General features: G+C 66.7%; 17 protein-coding genes. 9 read left to right on the top strand and 8 right to left on the bottom strand.

Annotated features, from left to right (window positions below):
- Positions 1-49 precede the first annotated feature (49 nt).
- The 5 genes from denD to ltnD all read right to left on the bottom strand — a co-directional run bounded on the left by denD (position 50) and on the right by ltnD (position 4,789).
- Positions 50-1,015 (bottom strand): D-erythronate dehydrogenase, encoded by a 966-nt coding sequence (gene denD, locus HOP53_RS10790; RefSeq protein WP_234270042.1) that lies wholly within the window; start codon positions 1,013-1,015, stop codon positions 50-52.
- 74 nt (positions 1,016-1,089) lie between these two features.
- Positions 1,090-1,887, bottom strand: coding sequence for a 2-oxo-tetronate isomerase (gene otnI / locus HOP53_RS10785; protein WP_234270041.1), 798 nt, complete (start codon positions 1,885-1,887; stop codon positions 1,090-1,092).
- 36 nt (positions 1,888-1,923) lie between these two features.
- Positions 1,924-2,571: a 3-oxo-tetronate 4-phosphate decarboxylase gene (gene otnC, locus HOP53_RS10780; RefSeq protein WP_234270040.1), complete on the bottom strand. Its 648-nt coding sequence runs from the start codon at positions 2,569-2,571 to the stop codon at positions 1,924-1,926.
- Positions 2,568-3,863 (bottom strand): 3-oxo-tetronate kinase, encoded by a 1,296-nt coding sequence (otnK, locus tag HOP53_RS10775; RefSeq protein WP_234270426.1) that lies wholly within the window; start codon positions 3,861-3,863, stop codon positions 2,568-2,570. Before otnK ends, otnC begins: the two co-directional genes overlap by 4 nt.
- A gap of 2 nt (positions 3,864-3,865) precedes the next feature.
- On the bottom strand, positions 3,866-4,789 hold the full coding sequence (gene ltnD / locus HOP53_RS10770; RefSeq protein WP_338073299.1) for an L-threonate dehydrogenase: 924 nt from the start codon (positions 4,787-4,789) through the stop codon (positions 3,866-3,868).
- Positions 4,790-4,998: 209 nt separating this feature from the next.
- Between ltnD and HOP53_RS10765 the strand changes: the two genes are divergently transcribed.
- On the top strand, positions 4,999-6,027 hold the full coding sequence (locus HOP53_RS10765; RefSeq protein ID WP_234270039.1) for a LacI family DNA-binding transcriptional regulator: 1,029 nt from the start codon (positions 4,999-5,001) through the stop codon (positions 6,025-6,027).
- A gap of 78 nt (positions 6,028-6,105) precedes the next feature.
- Positions 6,106-6,795 (top strand): TVP38/TMEM64 family protein, encoded by a 690-nt coding sequence (locus HOP53_RS10760; RefSeq protein WP_234270038.1) that lies wholly within the window; start codon positions 6,106-6,108, stop codon positions 6,793-6,795.
- Here the strand turns inward: HOP53_RS10760 and HOP53_RS10755 are convergent.
- Positions 6,749-7,726, bottom strand: coding sequence for a LysR family transcriptional regulator (locus tag HOP53_RS10755; protein WP_234270037.1), 978 nt, complete (start codon positions 7,724-7,726; stop codon positions 6,749-6,751). The genes HOP53_RS10760 and HOP53_RS10755 overlap by 47 nt on opposite strands.
- Before the next feature lie 104 nt (positions 7,727-7,830).
- Here HOP53_RS10755 and HOP53_RS10750 point away from each other — a divergent pair, with 104 nt between their 5' ends.
- The 3 genes from HOP53_RS10750 (at position 7,831) to HOP53_RS10740 (ending at position 10,875) form a co-directional block, all read left to right on the top strand.
- Complete coding sequence (locus HOP53_RS10750; RefSeq protein ID WP_234270036.1) at positions 7,831-8,712, top strand: alpha/beta fold hydrolase; 882 nt, start codon at positions 7,831-7,833, stop codon at positions 8,710-8,712.
- Positions 8,713-8,737: 25 nt separating this feature from the next.
- Positions 8,738-9,811 (top strand): tartrate dehydrogenase, encoded by a 1,074-nt coding sequence (locus HOP53_RS10745; protein WP_234270035.1) that lies wholly within the window; start codon positions 8,738-8,740, stop codon positions 9,809-9,811.
- Positions 9,812-9,999: 188 nt separating this feature from the next.
- A complete protein-coding gene (locus HOP53_RS10740) occupies positions 10,000-10,875 on the top strand; it encodes a PRC-barrel domain-containing protein (RefSeq protein ID WP_234270034.1) in 876 nt (291 codons plus the stop codon).
- A 121-nt stretch (positions 10,876-10,996) separates the two neighbouring features.
- Here the strand turns inward: HOP53_RS10740 and wrbA are convergent, their stop codons facing one another.
- Entirely contained in the window at positions 10,997-11,593 is a 597-nt protein-coding gene (gene wrbA / locus HOP53_RS10735) for an NAD(P)H:quinone oxidoreductase (RefSeq protein WP_234270033.1), read from the bottom strand.
- 105 nt (positions 11,594-11,698) lie between these two features.
- Positions 11,699-12,589, bottom strand: coding sequence for a class I SAM-dependent methyltransferase (locus HOP53_RS10730; RefSeq protein ID WP_234270032.1), 891 nt, complete (start codon positions 12,587-12,589; stop codon positions 11,699-11,701).
- 192 nt (positions 12,590-12,781) lie between these two features.
- Here HOP53_RS10730 and HOP53_RS10725 point away from each other — a divergent pair, with 192 nt between their 5' ends.
- The 4 genes from HOP53_RS10725 (at position 12,782) to HOP53_RS10710 (ending at position 16,223) form a co-directional block, all read left to right on the top strand.
- On the top strand, positions 12,782-13,768 hold the full coding sequence (locus HOP53_RS10725; protein WP_234270031.1) for a succinylglutamate desuccinylase: 987 nt from the start codon (positions 12,782-12,784) through the stop codon (positions 13,766-13,768).
- Positions 13,769-14,007: 239 nt separating this feature from the next.
- Positions 14,008-14,778: an ABC transporter ATP-binding protein gene (locus tag HOP53_RS10720; protein WP_234270030.1), complete on the top strand. Its 771-nt coding sequence runs from the start codon at positions 14,008-14,010 to the stop codon at positions 14,776-14,778.
- Positions 14,779-14,788: 10 nt separating this feature from the next.
- Entirely contained in the window at positions 14,789-15,490 is a 702-nt protein-coding gene (locus HOP53_RS10715; protein ID WP_234270029.1) for an ABC transporter permease, read from the top strand.
- 1 nt (position 15,491) lies between these two features.
- Positions 15,492-16,223, top strand: a complete 732-nt coding sequence (locus tag HOP53_RS10710) for an ABC transporter permease (protein ID WP_234270028.1) — start codon at positions 15,492-15,494, stop codon at positions 16,221-16,223.
- Positions 16,224-16,305: the final 82 nt, after the last annotated feature.

The following is a 16,305-nucleotide window of genomic DNA, read 5'->3' as shown; positions in this document are numbered from 1 at the left end:
AAACACCTCGGTGGTTGTCGGCGGCCTGTCGGCCGCGGCTGTGTGCTCGCTATCGGCTGCGCTCCTCGAGGAACGCCATGACGATATCGTGCAGGCTGCGGTCGCCGGCGAAGCCCAGCGCCCGCGCCCGGCGGGTCTCGAAGCGTGCCGGCCAGCTGGCGACGATCGCCTCGATACGCGGATCGGGTTCGTGGCGCACCCGCGCCAGCGCCTCGTCACCCGCCACCTGACGCAGGGTATCGAGCATCTCGGCCACGCTGACCGTGATGCCCGGCAGCATGAAGGCGCGAAACGGCGCCAGCGCCTCACCCGGCACCTCGGCGCCGTGCACCAGCGCCTCGATCACCTTGGCCGGCGACATCACGAACAGTTCCAGGGACTGAGCCACGGGACAGATGGCCTCCTCGTCGTTGAGCGGCTCGCGCAGGATGCTGGAAGCGAAGCTCGAGGCGGCGGCGTTGGGTCGCCCTGGACGCACGATGATGGTCGGCAGGCGCAGCACGCAGCCGTCGACCAGACCGCGCCGGCTGTAGTCGTTGATCAACAGCTCGCACATCGCCTTCTGGGTGCCGTAGGAGTTCTGCGGCTGCAGCGCGGTCATGTCGTCGAGCACCGCGGGCAACTCGCCACCGTAGGCGGCCACCGAGCTGGCCATGATCAGACGGGTCGTGGCCAGCCCCCGCTCGCGGCAGCCCTCCAGCAGTGCCCGGGTGGCATCGAAGTTGACCTCCATGCCGAGATCCAGATCGGCCTCGGCGGCGCTGCTGACCACCGCGGCCAGGTGATAGACGACGTGCGGGCGCGCATCGAGCACCGAGTCCAGCGCGCCGAGCTCGGTGATGTCCAGCGCCAGCCCTTCGACGTCGACCGTGTCGCTGGGCGGGCACGGCGGCTCGAGCTGATCGACCAGCGTCAGGCGCTGAACGGCCTCACCTCTCAGCTCGCCCCGCGCCAGCAGGCGCGCGGCAAGTCGCTGGCCGAGGAAACCGGCGCCGCCGGTAATGACGATGTGCATGTCTGGCATCCTGTTGTTGTCGTTTTGTCGTTGTCGCTGTGTTTTGTCGTTGCGGCTTGTTCTTGTCGTTGCGCTCAGACCGTGAGCCCGTAGTCGCGCCCCCAGCTCAACCCTTCCCGGGTGCCCGCCGCCGGGCGGTACTCGCAGCCGACCCAACCCCGATAGCCGAGCCGCTCCAGCCGCTCGAACAGGGCGGGATAGTGCACCTCGCCGACATCCGGTTCGTGGCGCTCCGGTACGCCGGCGATCTGGACATGGGCGATGGCGGTGAACTGCCGCTCCAGATGGCGGATCAGGTCGCCCTCCATGATCTGGCAGTGATAGAGGTCGAACTGCAGACGCAGGCTGCCGTTGGCCCCGACCTGCTCGAGCACCGCCATGGCCTGGGCCTGGCGTGAGAGGAAGTAGCCCGGCATGTCGCGGGTGTTGATCGGCTCGATCAGCACCTGGCATCCCACCTTGGCCGCCTCGGCGGCAGCGAAGCGCAGATTGCTTACGTAGGTGGCGTGATAGCGCGCCAACGTTTCGGCATCGGCGCCGACCGGCAGCAGCCCAGCCATGGCGTGCACCCGGGGGCAGTCGAGGGCTTCGGCGTAGCGCAACGCCTCGACCACACCGTCGCGAAACTCCGCCTCACGCCCTGGCAGGCTGGCCAGACCGCGCTCGCCGGCCTCCCAGTCGCCCGGCGGCATGTTGAACAGCACCTGTTCGACGCCGGCCTCCCTCAGCGCAGCGGCCAGCTCCTCGGGTGCGTAGGCATAGGGAAACAGGTACTCCACGCCGCGAAAGCCCGCCGCCGACGCTGCTCGGAAGCGGTCGAGGAAGTCGTGTTCGGTGAACAGCATGCTGAGGTTGGCGGCCAGTCGAATCATGTTTCGCGTCTCGTGTTCTTGGGTCGTGTGGCGGCATCAGTCACGTGGAAAGCGCGCTTCGAGTTCGGCGACCTGCTCGGGCGTCAGCCCGCGTGGATTGTGGCCGCGCAGCAGCAGGTAGAGCTTGGCGGTTTCTTCCAGCTCCTCGGTAGCATAGACCGCCGCCTCCAGGTTCTTGCCCGCCACCACCGGGCCATGGTTGGCCAGCAGCACGGCGCTGTGCTTGCCGGCCAAGCCGCGCACGGCGTCGCCCAGCGCCGGATCTCCCGGCACGTGGTAGGGCACCAGGGGCAGGCGCCCCACCCGCATCACGTAGTAGGCGGTGAGCGGCGGGATGCAGTCGCAGGGATCGACGTCGGGCAGGCAGGAGACTGCCACCGAATGGGTCGAGTGCAGATGCACGATGGCGCCGGCGCGGGGACGCTCGGCGTACATCGCCATGTGCAGAAACTGCTCCTTGGTCGGGGCGTCGCCGTCGAGCAGGTGGCCGTCGCGGTCGAGGCGCGAGATCCGCGCCGGATCGAGCCGGCCCAGGCAGGCGTTGGTCGGCGTCATCAGCCAGCCGCCGTCGTCCAGGCGCACGCTGATGTTGCCGCTCGAGCCCATGGTCAGGCCGCGATCGAACAGCGACTTGCCGAGCGTGGCGATCTGCTCGCGCAGGCAGTTTGTGTCCTGGAGGCTCATGGCAGCACCTCGAAGGCGCGCAGGAAGAAATCCTCGCCGCCGAAGTTGCCCGACTTCAGCGCCAGCGTCAGCGGCGCCTGGCGGCCGGCCAGCATGGCCTGGGTCCAGGGTACGCCGGGGTCGATCTGCTCGCCGATGCGCAGGGCGCAGACGCCCAGCGCCGACACCACGGCCCCGGAGCTTTCGCCGCCCGCCACCACCAGGCGTCCCACGCCCTCGTCGACCAGCCGTCGGGCGAGCTCTCCCAGCGCCTTCTCCACTAGTTCGCCGGCCCGCTCGCGTCCCAGCCTCTGCTGCACCCGGTGCACCCGCTCGGCATCGGCCGAGGCGTAGATCAGCACCGGGCGGCCACCGGTCAGGTGTCGACGAGCAAAGGCCAGCGCCCGCTCCAGATGGTCGGGCCCTTCAGCCAACGAGGCCGGATCGAGGGGAAAGCCGGGAAAGCGCGTGAGAAAGGCGTCGACCTGGGCCAGGGTGGCCCGCGAGCAGCTACCCGACAGCACCACAGCATTGCCCGACGCCGGCTGCAGCGCCCCCGGCGCCGCGACCTCGCCCAGCCAGCCGCGTCGGCGGTACGCGGCGGGCAGCGTCTGGCCCAGCCCCGAGCCGCCGGTCACCAGCGGCAGGTCGGCCGTCGCCTCGGCCAGCACGGCCAGGTCGCGCTCGTCGAGGGTGTCGCAGATCACCTGCCGCACGCCCTGGTCGGCCAGTTCGTCGAGCCGTGCCCTGGCGGCCTGGGCACCCTGGGCCAGCGTCGGCCACGGCAGCAGCCCTACCGGGTGTCGGCTCTGACGCGCCAGCACGCGGACCAGATCGGCATCGTGCATCGGATTGAGCGGATGGTGCTGCATGCCGCTTTCGTTGAGCAGCTGGTCGCCGACGAACAGATGGCCCTGATAGACAGTGCGACCGTTGGCCGGGAAGGCCGGCACCATGACGCTCAGCGGCGCGCCGAGACGCCCCAGCAGCGCCTCGCCGACCGGGCCGATGTTGCCGGCCTCGGTGGAGTCGAAGGTGGAGCAGTACTTGAAGAAGAGTTGGCGGGCGCCCTCGCCGCGCAGCCACTCCAGTGCCGCCAGCGAATCGCGTATGGCCTCGTCAGTCGGACAGGAGCGCGATTTCAGCGCCACCACCACCGCATCGATCTGCTCCGCGTCCTCGACCAGCTCTGCCAGGGGGCGCTGGGGCACGCCGATCAGCTGCACGCAGCGCATGCCGCCGCGCACCAGATTGTTGGCCAGGTCGGTGGCCCCGGTGAAGTCGTCGGCAATGGCGCCCAGCACGATCGCCATGCTCACGCCCCCTCGTCGTTGGCCGCCTCGGGCAGGGCAATGCCCGAGAGGCGCTGGTAGACCTTGATCACCGCCGAGTCGTCCTCGCGGCCGAATCCGGCGCCCTTGGCGGCGGTGAACTGCTGCAGCGCGCTGGCGGCGATGGGCGTGGCCATGGCCAGCTCGCGGCCGGTCTCGTGGACGATGTTGAGATCCTTGACGAAGATGTCCACTGCCGAGAGCGGGGTATAATCGCCCTCGAGAATGTGCGGCACACGGTTCTCGAACATCCAGGAGTTGCCGGCGGATTGGGTGATCACCTCGTACACGCGGCGCGGTTCCAGCCCCATGCGAACGCCCAGCGCCACCGCTTCGGCAGCAGCGGCGATATGCACGCCGGCCAGCAGCTGGTTGACCAGCTTCATGCTGGAGCCGATGCCCGGGGCATCGCCCAGGCGATGCACGATCTCGGCCATGGCATCGAGCACCGGGCCGGCCTTGTCGAAGGCCTCGGCGCTGCCGGATGCCATCACCGAGAGCCGCCCTGCCCGCGCCTTGGCCGCCCCGCCGCTGATCGGTGCGTCGAGCATCAGCAGGCCGCGCTCGGCCAGCCGGGCGCCCAGCCCCTCGGCCAGACTCGGCGCTACGGTGGCACACTGGATCACCAGCGCGCCAGGCGCCAGAGCGTGGGCGAGCCCGCTCTCGCCGAACAGCACCTGCTCGACCTGAACGGCATTGACCACCACGATCAGCACCACGTCGCACTGCGCGGCAAGCTCGGCGGGCGTCGTCACGCAGCGTCCGCCGGAGTTCTCGAAGGCGCGGCAGGCCGATTCGGCCACGTCGCAGCCGACCACCGTCAGGCCACGCTCGTGCAGCGCCGTCGCCGTACCCAGGCCCATGGCGCCCAGGCCGATGACGCCCACTCTTGGAGTACCGTCGCTCACCGCCGCTCTCCTGTTTATTTGTTCGCTTTTGCGCCAGCCGTTCTATTCGTGCTGCCCATTCTGTCCGCTCTAGCCGCTCGACGTCCTTTGCTTCCGGTGGCGTTTTTGAGCTGGTTGGATTCGCCATGTTAGCGCTATCATGTTAGCGCTAACATCGTTGTAGTAGATTCACCGACTCGCAGCAAGGGGCGGTCAGGAGGACACGACCATTGTCTAACGATGCGCACAACTCGCGTCGACGACGCAGCACCGAGCAGCCCACGCTCAAGCAGGTAGCCGATGCCGCCGGCGTCTCGGCCATCACCGCTTCGCGCGCACTGAATCGCCCCGATCAGGTCAACGAACTCACCCGTGCGCGGGTTCTCGAGGCCGTGGAGCGCCTGGGCTACGTGCCCAACCTGGTGGCCGGCAGCCTGGCATCGGCCCGCTCGCGCTTCATTGCCGTCATCGTGCCTTCGCTGGCCAACAGCGTGTTCATCGAGGTGATCCAGGGGCTGCAGGAAACCTTCGAGGCCCAGGGCTACCAGATCCTGCTGGGCAATACCGAGTATGACCTGGAGCGGGAATACCAGCTGATTCGCACCTTCCTCGGCTGGTCCTGCTCGGCGCTGGTCACCGCGGGGCTGCGCCACAACGAGGCCTGCCGCACCCTGCTCGCCAACTGCGACAAGCCGATCATGGAGGTCATGGAGCTGGGCGAGGCGCGGGATCTCAACGTGGGGTTGGACCATACCGAAGCCGGCCGCTGCATGGCGCGCCACCTGCTCGAGCGGGGCCATCGCCAGACGCTCTTCATCGGCGCACGGCTGGCCGGCGACTATCGCGCCGGGATGCGCTACGAGGGCCATCGCGAGATATTCGAGCAGGCCGGCCTCACCGCACCGCTGCTCGAACTCGAACGGGGCGGGCTCGACGCCGGCGCCGCCGGGCTGGAACGGGCGCTCGCCGAGCATCCCGACATCGGGGCGATCCACTTCGCCAACGACGACCTGGCCACCGGCGCCCTGCTCCACGCCCAGCGCCTGGGCCTGGCGGTACCGCAAAGGATAGCCATTGCCGGCTTCAACGGGCTGCCCATTGGCCAGCACGTCACCCCGCGCCTGACCACCATCCGCTCCCCGCGCCACGCCATGGGCGAACTCGCCGCCACGGCAGTGATACGCCGCCTCGAGGGCCAGCGCGTAGCGCGCCGACAACACGACGTGGGCTTCGAGCTGCTGGTGGGCGATAGCACCTGAGATCACACCGCGTCGCCACTTGGTCAATGCAGTAGGGGCGGCCTATGCTGAAGCCACGTTCCCGTGCAGGCCATCCGCATGTCCCGCAAGGTGCTTCTCGTCCTCGCCGCTCTGGTGACACTCGCCCTGCTGGGCTTCCTCTGGGGCTGGCTGGCCGCGCACGACCTGTTCGACGCCAACACTCTCCTCGCAATGCTGCAAGGTTCGCTGGCCTGGCGCGATGCGCCCTGGGCCGGCGTGGTGGTGGTGGTGGCCTTTCTCGCCGCCTCGCTGACCCTGTTTCCGCTGAGTGTGCTGGTGGTGCTGGCGGGCCTGCTGTTCGGCCCGTGGTGGGGATTCTTCTACTCGCTGATCGGCACGCTGGTCGGCTCGATAGCGACCTACTGGCTGGGCCGAAGGCTCGGGCGCGATGCCCTGCTGTACTATGGCGGCACGCGCCTGATCAACATGTCGCGCTATCTGGCCGGGCACGGCGTACGTACCATGACCGTGCTCAACCTGCTGCCCCTGGCCCCCTTCACCCTCACCAACCTGCTGGCCGGCGCCTTCCACATCCGCTTTCGCGACTACATGCTCGGCACCTTCATCGGCGCCACGCCGGGGCTGGCCGGTATCATCCTGCTCAGCAGCCAGCTCGGCACCCTGCTGACCGCCGAAGACCGCCGCGAGCTGGCCTGGGCGGCCGCCGGCATCGTGCTCGCCCTAGTGCTGCTCTATGGGCTCAAGCGCTATGCGGATGCGCGTCAGCGACGCCGCCGCCGCGCCTGACCCCCGGCTGCCCGGCGCCGGGCAGCGGCGGTACCCGCTCGGGCATCCGCTCCTCGAGAAACGCCACGAAGGCACGCAGGCGTGCCGGCACGTGCCGGCGCTGCTGATAGACGGCGTGAAAGTCGGCCGAGATGCCCCGCCACTGCGGCAGCAGTTCGACCAGCGTGCCGCTGGCCAGGTGTTCATGCACGTCCCACCAGGAGCGCAGCGCCACACCGTGGCCATCGAGCGCTAGCTGCACGATCACTTCGCCGTCGTTGCTGGCCAGGGGCCCCGCGATCTTGACCGCCTGCTCGCGCAGCGGGTCGTCGCGGTGCTGAAAGCGCCACACGGCGTAGTCGCTGTCGTTCTCGCGCAGTATCAGGCAGGGATGTGCGGCAAGGTCCGCCGGTGTCGTCAGCGCTGCCATGCGTGCCACGTAGTCAGGGGCGGCACACAGCACCCGTCGATTGGTCAGGATGCGTCGCGCCACCAGGCGCGAATCGGGCGGCTCACCGACGCGAATGCCGACGTCAAAGCCCTGCTCACCGAGGCTCAGGGGATAGTTGGTGAGCTCCAGCACGCCTTCGACGCCGGGATTGAGGGTACAGAATGCCGACAGCAGCGGCGCCACGTGGCGGCGGCCGAAGCCGAAGGTAGCGTTCACCTTGAGCGGCCCCGAGAGTGACGCCTGCTGTTCGCCCAGCGCCTCTTCCAGCTCGGAGAGCTCTTCGAGGATCACCGAGCCGCGGGTGAGATAGCGCTCCCCTTCGGCAGTCAGCGTCAGGCGCCGCGTCGTGCGGCTGGCCAGCTCGACGCCCAGGCGCGCCTCGAGCTGCTTGAGACGCTTGCTCACCGCCGACAGCGACAGGCCCAGCTCCCGCGCCGTGGCCGTCAGGCTGCCCGCCAGGGCCAGTTGGCGGAAGAAAACCAGGTCGTCGAGCTGAGCCATGTGACTCTCCACTTTCAGTCAATAATACATTTCCATATAGCCTGATTATTCTCACCTAGCCAAGGGCTAGACTGGGGACAGCCAAAGATTCGGAGGAAGCACTCATGTTCGAGGGATTCCGCACGTTCGACATCGCTTGCGGCGACATCAACATCCATGGCCGCATCGGCGGCTCGGGACCGCCGCTGCTGCTGCTCCACGGTCACCCCCAGAGCCATGTGATCTGGCACCGTCTGGCCGAACCGCTGGCGAGCCGCTTCACGGTGGTGGCCACTGATCTACGTGGCTATGGCGATTCGTCCAAGCCACCCGGCGAGCCGGACCACGCCAACTACAGCAAGCGCGCCATGGCCGAGGATCAGGTCGCAGTGATGCGTGAGCTGGGCTTCGAGCGCTTCTTGCTGTGCGGCCACGACCGCGGTGGACGTGTCGCCCACCGCCTGGTCATGGATCATCCGGACAGGGTAGACAAGCTGATGCTGCTCGATATTGCCCCTACGCTTGCCATGTACGAGCAAACCGACCGCACCTTCGCCACCGCCTACTTCCACTGGTTCTTTCTGATCCAGCCCTCGCCGCTGCCGGAAACCCTGATCGAGGCTTCACCCAACGACTACATCACCCGCACCATGGGTGGGCGACACGCCAGCCTCGACGCCTTCGATCCGGCAGCCATCGCCGAGTACCAGCGCTGCCTGGCCCAGCCCGGCGCCGCCCATGCCCTGTGCGAGGACTATCGCGCCAGCAACGCCATCGACCTGGAACACGACCGCGCCGACCGTGAAGCGGGACGCCGTATCGCCTGCCCGGTCAGCGTGCTGTGGGGCAAGCACGGCATCATCGAGCGCTGCTTCGACCCACTGGCGGAATGGCGCGCCGTGGCCGAACGGGTCGAAGGCGAGGCACTGCCCTGCGGCCACTACATCCCCGAGGAGGCGCCAGAGGGCCTGCTCGACCGTATCACCCATTTCATGACCCGCGATTGATCCACCACCATCCGAGGAGTCCACCATGACCCATCGTATCGCTGTCATTCCCGGCGACGGCATCGGCAACGAAGTGATGCCGGAAGGCCTGCGCGTGCTCGAAGCCGTTGCCAAGCGCTTCGACATCGACCTGGCCTTCGAGCACTTCGACTTCGCCTGCTGCGACTACTACGCCAAGCACGGCAAGATGATGCCCGACGACTGGTTCGAGCAGCTCAAGGACTTCGACGCCATCTTCTACGGCGCGGTGGGCTGGCCCGACACGGTGCCGGACCACGTCTCGCTGTGGGGCTCGCTGCTGCAGTTCCGCCGCCAGTTCGACCAGTACATCAACCTGCGCCCGTGCAAGCTGCTGCCGGGCATCAAGAGCCCGCTGGCCGACCGCAAGCCCGGCGACATCGACTTCTACGTGGTGCGCGAGAACACCGAAGGCGAATACTCCAGCGTCGGCGGCAAGATGTTCGAGGGCACCGAGCGCGAGGTGGTGATCCAGGAAACGGTGATGACCCGCCACGGCACCGACCGGGTGCTCAAGTTCGCCTTCGAGCTGGCCCAGAGCCGGCCGCGGAAGAAGCTCACCTCGGCCACCAAGTCCAACGGCATCGCCATCACCATGCCGTGGTGGGACGAGCGGGTCGTGGCCATGTCGGGCAACTACCCCGAGGTCAGCGTCGACAAGTTTCACATCGACATCCTCACTGCCAACTTCGTCATGCACCCCGACTGGTTCGACGTGGTGGTGGCCAGCAACCTGTTCGGCGACATCCTCTCCGACCTGGGCCCGGCCTGCACCGGCACCATCGGCGTGGCGCCCTCGGCCAACATCAACCCCGAGGGCAAGTTCCCCAGCCTGTTCGAGCCGGTCCACGGCAGCGCTCCGGACATCGCCGGCAAGGGCATCGCCAACCCCATCGGCCAGATCTGGTCCGGCGCTATGATGCTCGAGCACCTGGGCCATAAGGAGGCCGCCGACGCCATCATCGCCGCCTTCGAAGCGGTGCTGACGGAAGCCGATCCGGCAGTGCTGACGCCGGACATTCGCGGCCAGGGCACCACCCAGACCCTGGGCAAGGCCATAGCCGAGCGTGTTGCCCAATAAGCACCGCGGCTCTCCCTGCCCCAGCCGGACATCGTCCGGCTGGGGCCATCGAAACGAAAACCCTCCCGCGTAACTTCTCGCTTTGTTTTAGTTACTTCCCGGTAAGCCCTGGCCTTGGTTGCCAATCCCTCGTCTAGCCTGATGTGTGCAAGCTCGAAAGGGCAACGCGCAACGAAAGGAGGAAGGGCATGAAAAGGACAGCAATTGCCATTGCAGTAGGCGCCCTGAGCACCGGGCTCAGCCACGGCGTCCTTGCTCAGGACGTCCAGGACGAGGATCCTCAGCATCATTTGGGCGAACCGCAGCAGATGACCGATGAGGACGCCCAGAATCAGGAGCAGTTCGACGAAGAGCAGGCGGGCGAACCGGGCGAGACCGGCTTCGATCCACATGGCCAGGGCCAGCAGCCATACGCTGACGACAACGAATTCGAGAATGACGAGTTCGACAACGAAGAGTTCGAGGACGAGGAAGAAGAGATTGGCATTGCCGACGATGCCGATGATGACAACGGCCTGGATGGGGATACCCAGGTAGAGGCCAGTCCGGGCGAGACCGACGTCGAGGTCGACCAGGAGCCGGCCGAGATCGAGGTCGAGCAGGAGCCGCCTGAAGTCACCGTAGAGCAGCAATCGCCCGACGTGACCATCGAGCAGCCCGAGCCCGACGTCGAAGTCGATCAGGACGGCATGTTCGATGACGACCAGAATGGTCAGGATCAGGCCGCACAGGATCAGGTCGGCCAGCAGATGGACATGCAGGTAAGCGATCTCGAAGGCCGCGACATCGTCACCCAGGACGGCGACGAAGTGGGTGACGTCGAGAGAGTGGTGCGCGACACCCAGACCGACCAGACCTACGTCATCGTCAGCGAGGGCGGCTTCCTCGGCTTCGGCGGCGACGAGGCGGCCTACCCGATCGACAACCTGGAGATTCGCTCCGAAGGAGAGATAATCCTGCAATCGCAGAGCGGTGAGCGCTCCGTCGATGATTTCGACCAGGACAACCTCGAGGAGTTGGACGGTGACGACAATCTGGGCGAAGGCGAGCAGAACCTGAACTGATACGACCGCCCGGCATCAGCCACCAACGGCACATGAAAAAGGCGCGGCCCATGCCGCGCCTTTTTCTTTACGTCGCCTCTCAGCGGTCGCTCTCATGCGGCCAGCTTTGGCCGCCTCAATCTTACGCGCCCAGCTTGGCCGCTACCTGGGCAACGCTGCGCCCCTGCAGTCTGGCCAGCTCGAGCTCATGCTCGGTGGGCTGACGCGAACCGTCCGCCCCGGCCAGCGTCGAGGCGCCGTAGGGCGAGCCGCCCTGGACGCTGGAGATGTCGAACTGCGACTCGAGCCCGTAGCCCACCGGCAGGATCAGCATGCCCTGGTGGGCCAGGGTGGTCCAGGACGTGAGGATGGTGGTTTCGTTGCCGCCGCCGGTGCCGGTCGAGGTGAACACGCTGCCCACCTTGCCGCGCAGCGCCCCCTTGGCCCACAGGCCGCCGGTCTGGTCGAGAAAGTTGCGCATCTGCCCGGTCATGTTGCCGAAGCGCGTCGGGGTACCGAAGATCACCGCATCGTAATCGGCCAGCTCCTGGGGCGAGGCTTCCGGCGTGTCGAAGGTCTTGCCGCCCGCCTTGGCAAAGGTTTCAGGGTCCATGGTCTCGGGTACGCGCTTGACGTCGACCTCCACGCCATCGACCTGCCTGGCTCCCTCGGCGACGGCTTGGGCCATGGTGTGGATATGGCCATACATCGAATGGTAGAGCACGAGCACCTTGGTCATCGTTCACCTCCTGTAGAAAAGACGACATCAGCACTGATGACACTCGTCAGCGTAGAAGGCAGGGCGGTGAAGAAAAGCAAAGCTTTTAGCACGTCTGGTTCGATTTCATCGACCGGTGCGCTGCCAGACGCCGGCCAGCACTTTGACTTTTCCGGTCGCCAGGTTGTCGCGCAGGTTGCGCCCCATCAGAGCAAAATCATCGCCGAAGATCAGCGCCGGCCCCGGCAGCGCCCGGGCCGCCTGCTGGGCGCCGCTTTCGCGTTTTGCCCGGGTCTCACGCCAGCTCAGGGCGGCCTCCGTCACGTCCTCGATGGCGAGCGGCTCGAAGCCCGCCAGGGCCAGGGCGCGCTCCAGTTGCTCTCGGCAGCGTAGATGGCTGTTGGCTGGGGTGCGCGCCCAGGGGACGGGCAGCGCCAGCGGCTCGGGATTGTCGCCGGCCACCACCTCGTGCAGCAGCACGCGACCGCCGGGCACGAGCAAGCGCCGCCACTCGGCCAGCACCCGCGGCACCTGGGGCATGTTCATCAGCGCATGCTGGCACCACACCGCCTCGATGCTGCTTGTCGTCAGCGGCACGCTGGCAGCATCGCCACACACGAAGCGGGTGCGCCCGGCCAGGCCGGTCGCCCTGCTCAGCCAGCGTGCCACCTCGACGAAGGCGGCAGTGATATCGATTCCCATCACATCGCAGTCGTACTCGGCGGCCAGCAGACGGCTGGCACCGCCGGTACCGCAGCCGACGTCGAGCACTCGCTCGCCCCCCGTCAGCTTGCCCATATCCGCCAGCACGCGACTGGCGCTGCGCCCACCGAGATGCAGCTGGTCGATGCCGGCGATGTCGTCGACACTCAGGTTCTCCGGGTCCCGCCCAGCAGCCCGAAAAGCCTCGCGCAGGCGTACCTGTAGGGGGTGGCCTTGGCTGGCGCTGGCCGCATCGTAGTGATCGTCGAGACGGCCACCATGGCCGAGCGAAGCGTTACCTTGGGCAGTTGGCATGGCGGGCTCCTCGCCGCAAAAAAGTTTCAGGCAGCTTAGTCGCTGCCCGCCCGCGCCCCCATTGGGCAAAGGTCGGCACGCAGGAGTCGTTTTCAATATCGCACCCGGGCTTTCACCAGCCCGACGCCCGCGCTTGAGATAATGCCCTGTCCGCAGGAAGGTGAGCGAGGACCCACAGCCCCCGGACGAAGCATGTTGTCGGAATGGATCGAACTCAGCCTCGAAGAGACCCGCCCCGCGGCACACAGCGGCCGCCTGCGCGGCGGTAGCTACCGGCTTCACGCCCCGGGCATTCTCGAGCTGACGCCTACCGAGTGCCGCGCGACGGCGCGCGCCTGCGTGTTTTCGGTGGGCATCCACGGCAACGAGACGGCGCCCATCGAGCTGCTCGGCAGCTGCCTGGCCCGCATCGAAGCCGGCCTGCTGCCACTGGGGGCTCCGGCGCTGATCATCCTGGGCAATCTCGAGGCCATTAGCCGCGCCGAGCGCTACGTGAACACCAATCTCAACCGCCTGTTTCGTCGCGACCTGGACGAGACCGGCATGGAGCCGGATCGCGCCCGACAGCTGATGAGCGCCGTGGACGATTTCTACGCCCGGCATGCCGGGCGCGAGCGACTGCACTATGACCTGCACACGGCGATCCGCGACAGCCGCTTCCCGCGCTTCGTGGTCGAACCCTTCGCCGAAACGATCACCCGGCCCGAACAGTGGCGTTGGCTGGCCGAGGCCGGCATCCAGGCGGTGCTGCACCAGCATCGGCACAGTTGGACCTTTTCCCACTACTCCAAGCACTATCATCAGGCCCAGGCCTTCACCCTGGAGCTGGGGCGCGCCCTGCCCTTCGGCCACAACGACCTGACTGCCCTGGCCCCCATGACACGTCTTCTCAAAGCCCTGCTGGAAGGGCGCGAGCCGCGAGGGGCCGACCCGGCACGTATGGCGTTCTTCCGCGTCGCCCACGAGCTGATGCGGCAATCACAGGACTTCCACTTGTGCTTTCCCGACGATACGCCGAACTTTACCGAATTCGCGCCCGGTACTCGGCTTGCCGAAGACGCCAGCGCCGGCCCTTGCATCGTTCAGGACGAACCGCTGAGCGTGGTCTTTCCCAATGCGGCGGTGGAGCTTGGCGCCCGCGCCGTCCTGCTGGCTCGCCCTGCAACGCCGCCCGGCTAGCGACAGGGAAAACGACCCCGAGCCCCAATCGCTTCAGCAATATTTTTTGTGATACAACAATAACTAGGAGCCTTTTGATGCTTTTCTCGCCTCACTTCCTCGACCATCGTCGCATGACACGGGCTTTACCTCCCTCTGCCCAAAGCCCTCAGGCCTGTTAGAATCGCCCCTTTTTCGTGCCTGCCCGATTGAACCGGCCCGTCGCCACAGGCGACCCGTCCCGACCTGGAGCCCGTCCCATGGCCGATACCCCGATTCCACTCGAAGTGCGCAACATCAAGAAGCGCTTCGGTGACACCGAAGTCCTCAAGGGACTCTCCCTCGAGGCCAGAAAGGGCGACGTGATCACCCTGATAGGAGCCTCCGGCTCCGGCAAGAGCACCTTCCTACGCTGCATGAACCTGCTGGAGCAGCCCGACGAAGGCGACCTGATCGTGCATGGCGAGGAAATTCGCTTCAAGCACACCAAGCACGGTCGCGAGCCCGCCGACTGGAAGCAGGTGGTGCGCATGCGCGCCCGGCTTTCCATGGTGTTCCAGAGCTTCAATCTGTGGTCGCACATGACCCTGCTGGAGAACATCATCGAGGCCCCCATCCATGTCCTCGGCAAGTCGAAGAAGGAGGCTATCGAGCATGCCCGCGCCCTGCTCGAGCGGGTCGGCCTGACCGCCCGGGCGGACGCCTATCCGGCGCAGATGTCGGGCGGCCAGCAGCAGCGTGGCGCCATTGCCCGGGCGCTGGCCATGGATCCTGAGGTAATGCTGTTCGACGAGCCCACCTCGGCGCTGGATCCGGAGCTGGTCGGCGACGTGCTCAAGGTCATGCGTGACCTGGCCGAGGAAGGCCGCACGATGGTGGTGGTGACCCATGAGATGGGCTTCGCCCGCGACGTCTCCAGCCAGGTCATCTACCTGCACCAGGGCCTCGTCGAAGAAGCCGGCCCGCCCCAGGAGGTACTGGTCAATCCCACCTCACCCCGGCTCAAGCAGTTCCTGGCGCCGAAGTATTGAGGGTTCCCGCATGATCGATCTACATGGCTACGGGCCGCGACTGCTGGAGGGTGCCGGCGTCACCCTCCAGCTCGCCGTGCTGTCGCTGATTTTCGCCCTGATCCTGGGGCTGCTCACCGCCAGCGCCAAGATGTCGCGCAACTGGCTGCTGCACAAGGTGGCCACGCTCTACACCACAGTGATTCGTGGCGTGCCCGACCTGGTGCTGATGCTGCTGCTGTTCTTCGGCGGCCAGATGGCGCTCAACGTCGCCACCGATGCCATCTACGACCGGTTCGGGGTGGACTGGTACATCAACCTCAACGCCTTCGCCGCCGGGGTGCTCACCATCGGCTTCATCTTCGGTGCCTACATGGGCGAGACCTTCCGTGGCGCCTTCATGGCCGTGGAGCACGGCCAGATCGAGGCCGGCAAGGCCTACGGCATGAGCCCCTGGCTGGTGTTCCGGCGCATCCGCTTTCCGCAGATGATGCGCCATGCCCTGCCGGGCATCTCCAACAACTGGATGGTATTGCTCAAGACCACCGCGCTGGTTTCGGTGATCGGGCTCTCGGACATGGTACGCGTGGCCGCCGAGGCGTCGCGCGCCACCCACGAGCCGTTCACCTTCCTGCTCCCGGTGGCCGCCGTCTATCTGCTGATCGCCAGCGTGTCGGAGTGGATGTTCGCCCGGCTGCAGAAGCGCTACAACGTCGGCTTCGGAGGGCACTGAGATGACAGAATTGACCTGGCTCAACGAGCTGCTCGCCGGCAACCGCATCTTCACCCCGCAGACCATCGGCTATTACTGGGACGGGCTGGTGCTCACCACCCAACTGGTGTTCCTGTCGCTGGTCGCCGGCCTGGTGCTGGCGATACCGCTGGCCATCGGGCGCAGCTCGGGGCGTCGCTGGATCAGCCTGCCGATCTATGCCTACACCTACGTGTTCCGCGGCACGCCGCTGCTGATCCAGCTCTACATCATCTACTACGGCGTGGTGTTCTTCGACGGCATTCAGCAGACCTTCCTCTGGCCAATCCTGCGCGAGGCCTTCTACCCGGCGCTGATCGCCTTCACCCTCAACACGGCGGCTTACACCACCGAGATATTCCGCGGGGCGATCAAGGCCACGCCACAGGGTGAAATCGAAGCGGCCAAGGCCTACGGCATGTCGCAGGGGCTGATGATGCGGCGCATCGTGCTGCCCAGCGCCTTCCGCCGCGCCCTGCCGGCCTACGGCAACGAGGTGATCTTCATGCTGCATGCCAGCGCCATCGCCAGCGTGGTCACGCTGATGGACATCACCGGCGCAGCACGCTTCGTCTATGCGCGTTTCTATGCGCCGTTCGAGGCCTTCCTGTTCGCGGCGGCGATCTACCTCTGCCTGACCTTCGCCATCCTCTACTTCTTCCGCTACCTGGAGAAAAGGCTGCTGGCTCACCTCAAGCCCCAGAGCGGCAATTGAACAACGTCAAACAGGCGTTGGAAAAAGCTCGCGCCAGGGCTTTCGACCCCGGCGTGGCTGCGCTAAATTCAGGCGCGACGTC

The sequence above is a fragment of the Billgrantia ethanolica genome (assembly GCF_021404305.1).
GTDB classification, from domain to species: Bacteria; Pseudomonadota; Gammaproteobacteria; order Pseudomonadales; family Halomonadaceae; genus Halomonas; species Halomonas ethanolica.
This window is presented reverse-complemented; position numbering and strand designations above follow the sequence as displayed.